The organism is Pseudomonas sp. S30_BP2TU TE3576 (assembly GCF_050436025.1).
GTDB lineage: Bacteria > Pseudomonadota > Gammaproteobacteria > Pseudomonadales > Pseudomonadaceae > Aquipseudomonas.
This window is the reverse complement of sequence record NZ_JBNDLK010000001.1, coordinates 2,599,610-2,612,037: the sequence shown is the minus strand read 5'-3', so window position 1 is coordinate 2,612,037 and position 12,428 is coordinate 2,599,610. Positions and strand designations below refer to the sequence as shown.

General features: G+C 61.0%; 10 protein-coding genes. All 10 read right to left on the bottom strand.

The genetic code is table 11. From position 1 onward, the window contains the following. Positions 1-37: 37 nt before the first annotated feature. Positions 38-2,815, bottom strand: a complete 2,778-nt coding sequence (locus tag ABIA48_RS11870; RefSeq protein ID WP_429488794.1) for a response regulator — start codon at positions 2,813-2,815, stop codon at positions 38-40. A 99-nt stretch (positions 2,816-2,914) separates the two neighbouring features. Then, the gene (gene purD, locus ABIA48_RS11865) at positions 2,915-4,210 is read right to left on the bottom strand and encodes a phosphoribosylamine--glycine ligase (protein ID WP_429488792.1); all 1,296 of its coding nucleotides are present in this window, start codon (positions 4,208-4,210) and stop codon (positions 2,915-2,917) included. Positions 4,211-4,365: 155 nt separating this feature from the next. After that, the gene (gene purH / locus ABIA48_RS11860) at positions 4,366-5,973 is read right to left on the bottom strand and encodes a bifunctional phosphoribosylaminoimidazolecarboxamide formyltransferase/IMP cyclohydrolase (RefSeq protein WP_429488790.1); all 1,608 of its coding nucleotides are present in this window, start codon (positions 5,971-5,973) and stop codon (positions 4,366-4,368) included. A gap of 81 nt (positions 5,974-6,054) precedes the next feature. Beyond that, entirely contained in the window at positions 6,055-6,375 is a 321-nt protein-coding gene (fis, locus tag ABIA48_RS11855) for a DNA-binding transcriptional regulator Fis (RefSeq protein ID WP_007907419.1), read from the bottom strand. After that, positions 6,372-7,382 carry a tRNA dihydrouridine synthase DusB gene (dusB, locus tag ABIA48_RS11850; protein WP_310064154.1) on the bottom strand — a complete coding sequence of 337 codons (1,011 nt, stop codon included), beginning with the start codon at positions 7,380-7,382 and terminating at the stop codon, positions 6,372-6,374. Before dusB ends, fis begins: the two co-directional genes overlap by 4 nt. Before the next feature lie 184 nt (positions 7,383-7,566). Further along, entirely contained in the window at positions 7,567-8,820 is a 1,254-nt protein-coding gene (locus tag ABIA48_RS11845) for a DUF3426 domain-containing protein (RefSeq protein WP_429488788.1), read from the bottom strand. Positions 8,821-8,850: 30 nt separating this feature from the next. Then, positions 8,851-9,729: a 50S ribosomal protein L11 methyltransferase gene (gene prmA / locus ABIA48_RS11840; protein ID WP_429488786.1), complete on the bottom strand. Its 879-nt coding sequence runs from the start codon at positions 9,727-9,729 to the stop codon at positions 8,851-8,853. Between the two features lie 273 nt (positions 9,730-10,002). Next, the gene (gene accC / locus ABIA48_RS11835) at positions 10,003-11,361 is read right to left on the bottom strand and encodes an acetyl-CoA carboxylase biotin carboxylase subunit (RefSeq protein ID WP_007991275.1); all 1,359 of its coding nucleotides are present in this window, start codon (positions 11,359-11,361) and stop codon (positions 10,003-10,005) included. Positions 11,362-11,378: 17 nt separating this feature from the next. Further along, positions 11,379-11,843, bottom strand: a complete 465-nt coding sequence (accB, locus tag ABIA48_RS11830) for an acetyl-CoA carboxylase biotin carboxyl carrier protein (protein WP_277534225.1) — start codon at positions 11,841-11,843, stop codon at positions 11,379-11,381. A 24-nt stretch (positions 11,844-11,867) separates the two neighbouring features. Continuing rightward, the gene (aroQ, locus tag ABIA48_RS11825) at positions 11,868-12,323 is read right to left on the bottom strand and encodes a type II 3-dehydroquinate dehydratase (protein WP_007971361.1); all 456 of its coding nucleotides are present in this window, start codon (positions 12,321-12,323) and stop codon (positions 11,868-11,870) included. Positions 12,324-12,428: the final 105 nt, after the last annotated feature.

The following is a 12,428-nucleotide window of genomic DNA, read 5'->3' as shown; positions in this document are numbered from 1 at the left end:
GAGGGGGAGTCTATCAGGGGTTGTGAAGTCTGTCGGCTCAGGACGTTTGGGTCGCTGCGCGATTTTGCTGATCACGCTGGGCGACCCAGTGCTCGATCAGTTCGCGCAACTGCGACAGCTCGACCGGCTTGGCCATGTGCCCGTCCATGCCGGCCTGTCGCGCACGCTCCTTGTGTTCGGTAAGGATGTGAGCGGTCAACGCCACCACAGGGGTGCGAGCCCGCTGGTTGGCGACCTCCCATGCGCGCAATTGCTGGGTAGCCGAGAACCCGTCGAGGATCGGCATTTCGCAGTCCATCAGAACCAGGTCATAACGCTGGGCTTTCATCGCCTGCAAGGCTTCTTCGCCGTTGCAGGCGGTATCCGGTTGCAAGTTGAGCTTGCTCAGCATGCCGCGGATCACCTTGGTCGAGATGCTGTTGTCTTCGGCCACCAGGATGCGGAAGTCGCTGGGAACCTTGACCGGCAGGGCCGTGCCGTTTTGCACGGGCTGGGTGGCGACGAGACCTTTGTTGCGTTGGGTCAGTTCGTCGGCCAGGGTTGTCTTGAGGGTGTAGCCGGCAACCGGCTTGGCGAGGATGCGCTTGATCCCGGAGTTGCGCGCGATGATCTTGCTCGGCGCATTGCTGATGCCGGTGAGCATGATTAACAGGATGTCATGGTTCAGGCTCGGGTCTTCCTTGATCTTGGCCGCCAGTTGCATGCCGGTCATGCCGGGCATGTTCTGGTCCAGCAGGACCACATCGAAATAATCGCGCAAATGCGCCTTGGTGCGCAGCAAGGCCAGCGCTTCCTTGCCGGAAGGGGCGGCGCTGACGTTCAGGCCCCAGGCGCTGCATTGCTGCACCAACACCTTGCGACAGGTGTCGTTGTCGTCCACCACCAATACCCGCGCACCTTGCAGCGGACCGTCGAGATCGGAGGTCGGGTGTTCGAGGCGATCAGGGTCCAGGGGCAGGGTCAGCCACAGGGTGCTGCCCTGGCTGCTGCCACTCTTGATTCCGAATTCCCCCTGCATCAAGCGAATCAGCTGGCGGGCAATCACCAGCCCCAGGTTGCCGCCCAGGCGGGTGGCCGAAAGAAAATGCCGGCTGTGCAATTCGGCGTGCATCAGGGCGTCGCGTTCTTCGGCCTCCATGGGCTCGCCGCTGTCCTGCACGGCGATACGCAGGCGTGGTTTGGTGTTGCGCTCGTCGAGCGCCACGACGATCAGGATTTCGCCTTCATCGGTTTTCTTCAGGGCGTTTTCCAGCAGGCTCAACAGCGTCTGGCGCAGGCGTGTCGGATCACCGCTGATCACCCGTGGCACTTGCGGCTGGATGAAGCTGATCAACTCGACGTTTTGCTGCTCGGCCTTGGCGCGGAAGATGCTCAGGCAGTCTTCGATCAGCGCGTTGAGGTCGAACTGCACATCGTCCAGCTCGATCTGCCCGGACTCGAGTTTGGAAATGTCGAGAATTTCGTTGATCAGGGTCAGCAGTTCGTTGCCGGCGCTGTGGATCGTCTGCACATAGTCGCGCTGCTTGACCGAAAGCGGTGTGCCCAGCAGCAGCTCGGTCATACCGAGGACGCCGTTCATCGGGGTGCGGATCTCATGGCTGATCTTTGCCAGGAACTCGGCCTTGGCATTGATCTCGGCGTTGCTGGCCGCGAGGTCGCGACTGATGCTGAAACGGTCTTCAGTGATGCGGCGCTGGCGCTCGCTCAACGCAATGCTCATCAGCAGGCCGCTGATGCAGATGACCACCATCAATGTGGTGATCAGACCATGGGGTTCGATCAGGGTCAGTCCCAGCAGCGCGGGCAGGATGACCAGTGTCCCGAGGTTGAACACCACCATGGCCGCCACGAAGAGGCGGGCCGGGCGATAACCTTTTTGCCAGTGATAGGCGCTGATGAACAGCATGGTCAGGCCTGCCAGGGCGACCAGGCCGTAGGTTATGAAGTTCAGCGGCAGGGTATTGACGAACAGCAGCATCAGGCCGCAGGCGGTGATAAGCAGGACCTCGCCGAGCAGCAACCGGTTCAGCGGATGCGGCCCGAGCGGGGAGAAGAAGCGATAGGCAAGCATCAGGCCGCAGGGCGCGGTCAGTAACAGTGCCAGGTAAGACCCCGGCGTTTGCAGTGCATGCCCGTCCGGCAGCCAGGGGCCGGCGAGGTTCAGCAACAACATCAGGCTGAGCATCAACAACCCTTCGCACATCGCCAACCAGAGGGCGCTGTGCGAGCGGGTGTAGGCGTAGCGGATGAGATTGTGCAGGATCAACATGGTGATGCAACCGAACAGCAGGCCATAGATCAGCGTCTGGTTCTGGTCGGCAGCTGCGAGGATCGCCGATTGCAGGGTGATATAGGGCCGTAACTGGTGGTCGGAGGCCAGTCGCAGGTAAACGTCGAGGGGATTGTCGCTTTGCGGCAGTGCCAGCATGAAGTCGCTGCTGGGTAATGGCCGCTCGGACTGGGATTGCTCGTTGCCCGTGCTGGATTGATTGATCAGCTTGTCGCCGTCCAGCACATACATGTTGAACTGGCGCAGGTCGGGCGCGAACACCCGCAGCAATTGTTCGTGTTTGCCCGGTGCAAGCCTGAATCGCAGCCATAACGCGCCATCGGGTTCGGCCGCGGTAATGCGGTCGAGTTCGATGGGGCTGAATTGATTGGTGTAACGTGCGGAACGGATATCGCTCAGTTGCAGGTCGCCCTGTTCGTCAAGCAATACCGCCCAGCCACTGCCTTGCGCGGCCTGGGCCGGTAGCATGCAGAGCAAGGTCAACAGCGTGACGGTTAAGCTTATGGCAATCCTGAGCCAGCGCACGGCGAAATCCCTTCTTAGGTTGATGCCAGAATATAACGATGCGCGGCGCCGGAATAGCCAGGCAAGGAATTGCAATCCCTGCCTGGCGTGGTGTTTACCTTATTCCTGACTCTCGCCGCGCTCGCGGGCAATGGCGCGGTAGCCAATGTCCTTGCGATAGAAACAGCCTTCCCAGTCAATCGTAGCCGCCAGCTTGTAGGCCTGCTGCTGCGCGGCATCGACGCTGGCACCCATGGCAGTGGCGCACAACACCCGACCACCGGCCGTCACAACCTGACCATCCTTGAGCGCGGTGCCGGCGTGGAAAACCTTGCCTTCCAGTGCGGCGGCTGCATCCAGGCCCTTGATGGCTGCGCCCTTGGCGTAGTCGCCAGGGTACCCGCCAGCGGCCAGGACGATGCCGACGCTCGGACGTGGATCCCATTGCGCTTCCACTTTATCCAGCGCCTGGGCCAGGGCGGCTTCGACCAGCAGCACCAGGCTCGACTGCAGGCGCAGCATCACCGGTTGGGTTTCAGGGTCGCCGAAACGGCAGTTGAATTCGATGACTTTTGGGTTACCAGCCTTGTCGATCATCAGGCCGGCGTACAGGAAGCCAGTATAGACGTTGCCTTCCTCGGCCATGCCGCGCACGGTCGGCCAGATCACCAGGTCCATGACGCGCTTGTGCACGTCGGCGGTGACCACTGGCGCCGGGGAGTAAGCACCCATGCCGCCGGTGTTCGGGCCGGTGTCGCCGTCGCCGACGCGTTTGTGGTCCTGGCTGGTGGCCATCGGCAGCACGTTCTTGCCGTCGACCATGACAATGAAGCTGGCTTCTTCGCCATCCAGGAACTCTTCGATGACCACGCGCGAACCCGCATCACCAAAGGCATTGCCTGCGAGCATGTCGCGCACGGCATCTTCGGCTTCGGCCAGGGTCATGGCGACGATCACGCCTTTACCGGCGGCCAGGCCGTCGGCCTTGATCACGATCGGAGCGCCTTTTTCACGCAGGTAAGCGAGGGCTGGCTCGATTTCGGTGAAGTTCTGGTAGTCGGCAGTCGGGATCTTGTGGCGAGCCAGGAAGTCCTTGGTGAAGGCTTTCGAACCTTCCAGCTGCGCAGCGCCGGCAGTCGGACCGAAGCAATCCAGGCCACGGCTGCGGAACAGATCCACAACGCCGGCAACCAGCGGCACTTCAGGGCCAACGATGGTCAGGGAAACGTTTTTCTCGGCAAAGTCTGCCAGTTGCTCAAGCGCCAGTACGTCGATGGCGACGTTCTCGCACTTGGCTTCGATGGCGGTACCGGCATTGCCCGGAGCCACGAACACCTTCTGCACGCGCGGATCCTGAGCCACTTTCCAGGCCAGGGCGTGTTCACGGCCACCGCTGCCAATGATCAAAACATTCATTTCAAAAACCTCGGATGACGCTAATTCTTGATAGCACCGCTGGGATGCTCTTATGTGGGAGCGGGCTTGCTCGCGAAAGCGGTGTTTCAGTCACATCAATATTGAATGTGCCGCCGTCTTCGCGAGCAAGCCCGCTCCCACAGTTGATCGTCGTATCAGTGACGGAAGTGGCGCATGCCGGTGAACACCATGGCGATACCAGCTTCGTCGGCCGCCGCAATCACTTCGTTGTCACGCATCGAACCGCCCGGCTGGATCACCGCCGTGATACCGGCCTTGGCCGCGTTGTCGATGCCGTCGCGGAACGGGAAGAATGCGTCGGAGGCCATGACCGCACCCTGTACCTGCAAGCCGGCATGTTCTGCCTTGATTGCAGCAATTCGCGCGGAGTTCACGCGGCTCATCTGGCCGGCGCCGACACCGATGGTCTGGCGATTCTTGGCGTAGACGATGGCGTTGGACTTCACGTACTTGGCGACTTTCCAGGCGAAGATCAGGTCGTGGATTTCCTGCTCGCTCGGTGCGCGCTTGGTCACCACTTTCAGGTCGTCGGCGCTGATCATGCCGATGTCGCGGCTCTGTACCAGCAGGCCGCCGTTGACGCGCTTGTAGTCCCAGGCAGCGGCGCGGTCAGCCGACCACTCGCCGCAGGCCAACAGGCGTACGTTGGCTTTGGCGGCGACGATGGCGCGGGCTTCTTCGCTGACCGACGGAGCGATGATCACTTCGACGAACTGGCGTTCAACGATGGCCTTGGCGGTCTCGGCGTCCAGTTCGCGGTTGAAGGCGATGATGCCGCCGAACGCGGATTCGGTGTCGGTGGCGTAGGCCAGGTCGTAGGCCTTGCGGATGCCGCCTTCGGCATCAGGGCTGACAGCCACGCCGCACGGGTTGGCGTGCTTGACGATGACGCAGGCTGGCTTGACGAAGCTCTTCACACATTCCAGCGCGGCATCGGTGTCGGCCACGTTGTTGTACGACAGTTCCTTGCCTTGCAGCTGGGTCGCGGTGGCGATGCCGACTTCGGCAGGCTTGGCTTCCACGTAGAACGCCGCGCTCTGGTGCGGGTTCTCGCCGTAGCGCATTTCCTGGGCCTTGATGAACTGGCTGTTGAAGGTGCGCGGGAATTCGCTGCGGCCTTCTGTGCTCAGGGTGTCAGCCGCCTGGTTCACAGTGCCCATGTAGTTGGCGATCATGCCGTCGTAGGCGGCGGTGTGTTCGAAGGCCTTGAGCATCAGGTCGAAGCGCTGGGCGTAGGTCAGGCCGCCGGCCTTGAGGTTTTCCAGGACGCTGGCGTAATCGCTGGCATTGACCACGATGGCCACGTCTTTGTGGTTCTTGGCTGCGGAACGGACCATGGTCGGGCCGCCGATGTCGATGTTCTCGATGGCGGTCGGCAGGTCGCAGCCTGGCTTGTTGATGGTGGCTTCGAACGGGTACAGGTTGACCGCTACCAGGTCGATCGGCTTGATGCCGTGTTCGTTCATGATGGCGTCGTCGATACCGCGACGACCGAGGATCCCGCCGTGGATTTTCGGGTGCAGGGTCTTCACCCGGCCGTCCATCATTTCTGCGAAACCGGTGTAATCCGCGACTTCCACTGCGGCAACGCCGTTGTCTTGCAGTAGTTTGAACGTCCCGCCGGTGGAGAGGATCTCGACGCCCAGGGCTGCAAGCTCCTTGGCGAATTCGAGGATCCCGGTCTTGTCGGAAACGCTGATCAAGGCGCGGCGGATCGGCAGGCGGGTAGTCTGGTCGGTCATTTCAATTTCCATCAAAAGCAAAGGAGTCAGCAAAAAAGGCGACCGGTTTTACGCGGGCGCCTTTCTGGTTTGATTGAATGCTTACAGCAAATCGTACTGCTTGAGTTTCTTGCGCAGCGTGCCACGGTTCAGCCCGAGCAGCTCGCTGGCCTTGGTCTGGTTGCCCTTGACGTAATTCATCACGCACTCGAGCAGGGGAGCCTCGACTTCGGAGAGCACCAGGTTGTACACATCCGTGACGGCAGCGCCCTCAAGGTGGGCGAAATAATTGTGCAGCGCCTTCTCGACACTCCCGCGAAGGGTCTGGCCTTCTTCGCTCGGTGTATTGAGGTGCTGTTTCAAATTCACGTTGTCGCTCACGGGTGTTGTTCCACTCACTAAAGTCTCGGTCATCATCGTCATGCGGCCACCCACTCTCCGTCCCCTGTCAGGCTCTTGTAACGTTCGGCGAAAAACGCCTGAACGTTGGCGCATTGTGTATCCGTACCATCCAAACGATTGAAGTGGGCGCGGAACTCCCTGGCGCCCGGCAGGGTTGCGAGATACCAGCCCACATGCTTTCGAGCAATGCGCACACCCATGACATCGCCATAGAAGGCGTGCAGGGCAGCCAGATGCTCTAGCAGAATGCGTTCCACCTCGATCAGTTCCAGCGCCGGGAGTTTCTCTCCGGTACGCAGGAAATGCTCGATCTCGCGAAAAATCCACGGCCGCCCCTGGGCAGCCCGGCCAATCAACAGGCCATCGGCACCGGTCGCGTCAAGCACGTACCGGGCTTTTTCCGGCGAATCGATATCGCCGTTGGCGAAGACCGGAATCGACACTGCCTGCTTGATCGCGGCAATGGTGTCGTACTCGGCTTCACCTGTGTACAGGTCGGCACGGGTGCGGCCATGCACCGCCAGCGCCGTAATGCCTGCCTGCTCGGCGATCTTCGCCACCGTCAGGCCGTTCTTGTTGTCCCGGTCCCAGCCGGTCCGGATCTTCAGGGTAACCGGCACATCGACCGCAGCCACGACGGCCTGCAGGATCTCGGTTACCAGGGCTTCATCCTTCAGCAGGGCGGACCCGGCAGCCTTGTTGCAGACCTTCTTTGCCGGACAGCCCATGTTGATATCAATAATCTGCGCGCCCATTTCAACGTTGGCGCGGGCGGCGTCCGCCAGCATCTGCGCGTCCCCACCGGCGATCTGTACCGAGCGTGGCTCGGGATCACCTTCGTGGATCATGCGCATGCGCGACTTGCGGGTGTTCCACAGGCTCATGTCGCTGGTGACCATTTCCGAGACGACCAGTCCCGCGCCCAAGCGCTTGCACAGCTGACGAAAGGGCTGGTCGGTGACACCCGCCATAGGGGCGAGAATCAAGCTGTTATGTAACGTGTATGGACCGATGCGTACCGCCGACATAGGACTTCCCTGTTGTGGGGCCGGATCATTAGAGTTCGAAAAAGGGTTGGCATGATACCCGCTCTCGATGACTGGATAAAGGCTGAATTGAACAAAATCTGAACAGTTACTCTGTTATTACCCATGGTTTGGTTTGCCAGGGGGAGTCGCAAAGCCGACGTCAATCCGGGAGCGAAGACGCGTTTCACTCCGGAGAATGAAAGCTCAGACTGTAGTTCACCGCCTTGGCGCCAGGGTCGAGAATGTCCAGGGCGATGTGGATTGGCGTTTGCGGAGGCATTTCCGCCATGCCTTCGAGATCGCCATTGAGGTACTCGCCGGGTTTGAAGCGGCGACTGGCGATCAGATGGCCATTGAGGTCGGCAAAGCGCAGTTCCAGCAGCGGGAAAGGCTGGGAGAAGGGCGCGCGGTTGTAGATGATCGCATCGACCACCAGTGCGCCATTGAACTCGGGATGGCTGCGCACTACCAGGTTACTGCTCTTGATTTTTGCAATGTCGACCTTGGAAGGCACGGTGCAGCCGATTTGCGGGCACAGTTGCTGGAACCACGGGCGATATTGATCCTGTCGCGCCAGTTCGTCGAAATGGTAGGCAATGTACTGGCCGGCGAGGGCGCCAGCGGCAATCAGCACCAGCAGCAACCACAACAGCCGTCGGCCCCAGGGCGAGCGACGTTTTTGCCAATCCAGTTGCAGCGGGTCGTCGGTCAGGTCTTGCAGCACTTCGGCACGCACGCCCGGTTCACTGCGTTCGCGTCGGCTGCGCAGCGGTTCGATCGAGGGCAGGTTGTCGTCGGATTCGTTCTCGTCGGCGGCCGACAGGCGTTCGTGGCTCAGTGGCGCATCGAGTGGGTCGTACAGGCGCAAATGGGGTGGTTGCGGCTCGTCGTCGAGATCAACCGGCTCCAGAGACAGCGAAGGTTCGGTGCGTGAGGCTTTACTTGGTTCGACCGTCGGTTCTGGCGTTTCAAGGCTGTCGAGTGGTTCTTCGACTTGCACGCGATCAGCCGCCGACTCACTGAACAGGCTGTCGGGCCACGGCTCCTCGTCGTCCTGCCCGGTGCCATCGCGACGGGCGCTCAACGAGTCGTCGCGATGACGGCCGAGTTCGGTGGCGGGCTGGATTTCCCGCTGTTCGAGGCGGGCGAGTTCTTCGTCGAGGTCGAGACTGTCCAGGTCCAGCTCGGTCGCGCTCCAATGCTTTTGGCTGATGGCGCGCGGCGGCGATGGTTCGACGGGCTCCGCAGGCTCCACAGGCGGGAGCGGCGTCGCTACCGGTGGTTCCTTGCCGGCCTGTTCAAGCAACTGCTTGGCGGCATTGAACACCTGCAGGCAGGAGCCGCAACGTACCACCCCGCGAGCCACGCTTAACTGGGCATGGCTGACGCGGAAACTGGTTTGGCAATGCGGGCACTGGGTGACGAAGCTATCGGTCATGCGGCGATCCGGATTATGCAGGCGCTCATTCTAGCGCCGACGGCCAGTGATGCGCACCCAGCCATCGCGATTGGCGATCGGGTCCAGATCGAAGTCCTTGGCGTAGGCGGCAGCGACTTCGTCGCCCTGTTCAGCGAGGATGCCCGACAGCGCCAGGCGACCGCCGGACTTGACCAGGCCGGACAACTGCGGCGCCAGGGCGACCAGCGGGCCTGCGAGAATGTTGGCCACCAGCACGTCGGCCTGCACTTGCGGCAAATCTTCTGGCAGGTACAGCGGGAACAGGTGTTCGGCGATATTGTTGCGCCCGGCGTTGTCGCGAGAGGCTTCCAGTGCCTGCACGTCGATGTCGGTGCCCACGGCCTCCTTGGCGCCCAGCAACAGCGCGGCAATCGCCAGAATTCCCGAGCCGCAGCCGAAGTCCAGCACGTTGCAGCCTTTCAGATCCTGGCCGTCGAGCCATTCCAGGCACAGCGCGGTGGTCGGGTGGGTACCGGTGCCGAACGCCAGGCCCGGGTCCAGCAGCAAATTCACGGCATCCGGTTCCGGCGCGGCGTGCCAGCTCGGCACGATCCACAGGCGCTGGCCGAAACGCATTGGCTGGAAATTGTCCATCCAGCTGCGTTCCCAGTCCTGGTCTTCGATCACTTCGCTGTGGTGTTCAGGCAGCGGGCTGCCGGTCAGCAGCTCCAGGTGGGCCAGTACCGGGCCGGGCTCGGTGCCACCTTCGAACAGGGCCAGCAGGTGAGTGTGGGACCACAGCGGCGTGGTGTTGAGTTCCGGCTCGAAGATCGGCTGATCTTCGGCGTCCATGAAGGTTACCGACACGGCGCCCACTTCAAGGAAAGCGTCTTCATAGGTTTCGGCTTGTTCTGGGCTGATGGCGAGACGTACTTGCAGCCAAGGCATGGCGGGCACCTTTGAAAAATGTTGATTGCAGCCTAGCGGGCTGCGAGAAGCGCGCAAGTTTACGCGAGCGCGGGGCTTTTGTGGGAGTCCGCTGTGTCTGTGGGAGCGGGCTTGCTCGCGAATGCGTACTGTCTGTCGCCTCGATGTTGGATGTGCCGACGTCTTCGCGGGCAAGCCCGCTCCCACAGGGATTGTGCAAGGCCACCTATCCGATGAAATGTCCAGATACAACAAAGCCGCCCGAAGGCGGCTTTGTTTTGTACCAGCTAAAGCTTAGTGCTTCTCGCCAGCCAGCTTGTGCTCGAGGTAGTGAATGTTCACGCCCCCTTTGCAGAAGCCTTCATCGCGGGTCAGGTCGCGGTGCAGCGGGATGTTGGTCTTGATCCCGTCGACCACGATCTCGTCCAGCGCATTGCGCATGCGTGCCATGGCTTCGTCGCGGGTCGCGCCGTAGGTGATCAGCTTGCCGATCAACGAATCGTAGTTCGGCGGAACGGCATAGCCACTGTACAGGTGCGAGTCGACGCGAACGCCGTTGCCGCCTGGAGCGTGGAAGTGCTTGACCGTGCCCGGGCTCGGCATGAAGGTTTTCGGATCTTCGGCGTTGATCCGGCATTCCAGCGCGTGACCGCGGATGACCACGTCATCCTGGGTGAACGACAGCTTGTTGCCGGCGGCGATGCTGAGCATCTCCTTGACGATGTCGATGCCGGTGACCATTTCCGAAACCGGGTGCTCTACCTGGACACGAGTGTTCATCTCGATGAAGTAGAAGCGACCGTTTTCGTACAGGAACTCGAAAGTACCTGCGCCACGGTAGCCGATATCGATGCAAGCCTTGACGCAGCGTGCGAGTACTTCCTCACGTGCGTTCTCATCGATGCCCGGTGCCGGCGCTTCTTCGAGAACCTTCTGGTGACGACGTTGCAGCGAGCAATCGCGGTCGCCCAGATGGATAGCGTGGCCCTGGCCATCGGAAAGTACCTGAACTTCCACGTGACGTGGGTTGGTCAGGAATTTTTCCAGATAGACCATCGGGTTGCCGAACGCCGCGCCTGCTTCGGAGCGGGTCAGTTTTGCCGAGGAAATCAGGTCTTCTTCGTTATGCACAACGCGCATGCCGCGACCACCGCCGCCGCCAGCGGCTTTGATGATCACCGGGTAACCGACTTCGCGACCGATGCGCAGAGCGGTTTCTTCGTCTTCCGGCAACGGGCCGTCAGAGCCCGGAACGGTCGGTACGCCAGCAGCGATCATGGCGTGCTTGGCCGATACCTTGTCGCCCATCAGGCGAATGGTTTCGGCTTTCGGGCCAATGAACGCGAAGCCGGATTTCTCGACCTGTTCGGCGAAGTCGGCGTTTTCCGCAAGGAAACCGTAGCCCGGGTGAATGGCGGTGGCGCCAGTCACTTCGGCCGCGGCGATGATTGCCGGAATGTGCAGGTAGGAGTGAGCGGCCGATGCCGGACCGATGCAGACGGATTCGTCTGCCAGGCCCAGGTGCATCAGTTCCTTGTCAGCCTTGGAGTAAACGGCGACGGTCTTGATGCCCATCTCTTTGCAGGCGCGCAGGATCCGCAGGGCGATCTCACCGCGGTTGGCGATCAGAACTTTTTCCAACTTCGCAGTCATCAAAGGCTCTCCGCGGTTCAAACGATGGTGAACAGCGGTTGGTCGTACTCAACCGGCTGGCCGTCTTCGACGAGGATGGATTCGATCACACCGCTGGTTTCAGCTTCGATGTGGTTCATCATCTTCATGGCTTCAACGATGCACAGGGTGTCGCCTTTCTTCACGGTCTGGCCGACTTCTACGAAGGATGGCGAGGTTGGCGAAGACTTGCGATAGAACGTACCGACCATCGGCGAACGGGCAACGGCGCCGTTCAGTGCTGGCGCGGCGGCAGCAGCAGGTGCGGCAGCGGCAGCCGGAGCGGCGGCAGCGACAGGCGCGGGGGCCGGAGCATGCATTGGAGCCGGCGCGTAGTACTGCTGAGCCGGGGTCTTGCTATGACGGCTGATGCGTACGGACTCTTCGCCTTCCTTGATCTCGAGCTCGTCGATGCCGGACTCTTCCAGCAATTCGATCAGTTTCTTAACTTTACGGATATCCATGAATCATCAACTCCCAAGGGTCGGTCAGGGGCGGTTAACTTGTTGTTCAAGCTGTTCCAGGGCAGCCTCCAGGGCCAGTCGGTAACCGCTGGCGCCAAGGCCGCAGATCACTCCCACCGCTACGTCGGAGAAGTAAGAGTGATGGCGGAAAGGTTCGCGTTTGTGCACGTTAGACAAATGCACTTCGATGAATGGGATGCTCACCGCCAGCAGCGCGTCACGTAATGCGACACTTGTATGTGTAAAAGCTGCTGGGTTGATCAGAATGAAGTCCACGCCTTCACTGCGGGCAGCGTGGATGCGGTCGATCAATTCGTACTCGGCGTTGCTTTGCAGGTGCAGCAAATGGTGGCCGGCTTCTCGGGCACGGCGTTCCAGGTCCTGGTTGATCTGCGCCAGTGTCGTAGCGCCATAGGTGCCCGGTTCGCGGGTGCCGAGCAAGTTCAGGTTGGGTCCGTGCAGAACCAGTAGGGTCGCCATCGGCTGTTCCTTTGTTATCCGTGTGCAATTGTCAGAACCCGGCGACTATGCCGCAAAGCCTTTGTGACTGTCCAGTTCTCTGCAATAGCCAGCACGATGACCGAT

Coding starts and splice junctions, on each gene's coding strand:
- purD (WP_429488792.1), bottom strand. CDS start 4,210: ATGAATGTTTTGATCATTGGCAGCGGTGGCCGTGAACACGCCCTGGCC.
- purH (WP_429488790.1), bottom strand. CDS start 5,973: ATGACCGACCAGACTACCCGCCTGCCGATCCGCCGCGCCTTGATCAGC.
- fis (WP_007907419.1), bottom strand. CDS start 6,375: ATGACGATGATGACCGAGACTTTAGTGAGTGGAACAACACCCGTGAGC.
- dusB (WP_310064154.1), bottom strand. CDS start 7,382: ATGTCGGCGGTACGCATCGGTCCATACACGTTACATAACAGCTTGATT.
- ABIA48_RS11845 (WP_429488788.1), bottom strand. CDS start 8,820: ATGACCGATAGCTTCGTCACCCAGTGCCCGCATTGCCAAACCAGTTTC.
- prmA (WP_429488786.1), bottom strand. CDS start 9,729: ATGCCTTGGCTGCAAGTACGTCTCGCCATCAGCCCAGAACAAGCCGAA.
- accC (WP_007991275.1), bottom strand. CDS start 11,361: ATGACTGCGAAGTTGGAAAAAGTTCTGATCGCCAACCGCGGTGAGATC.
- accB (WP_277534225.1), bottom strand. CDS start 11,843: ATGGATATCCGTAAAGTTAAGAAACTGATCGAATTGCTGGAAGAGTCC.
- aroQ (WP_007971361.1), bottom strand. CDS start 12,323: ATGGCGACCCTACTGGTTCTGCACGGACCCAACCTGAACTTGCTCGGC.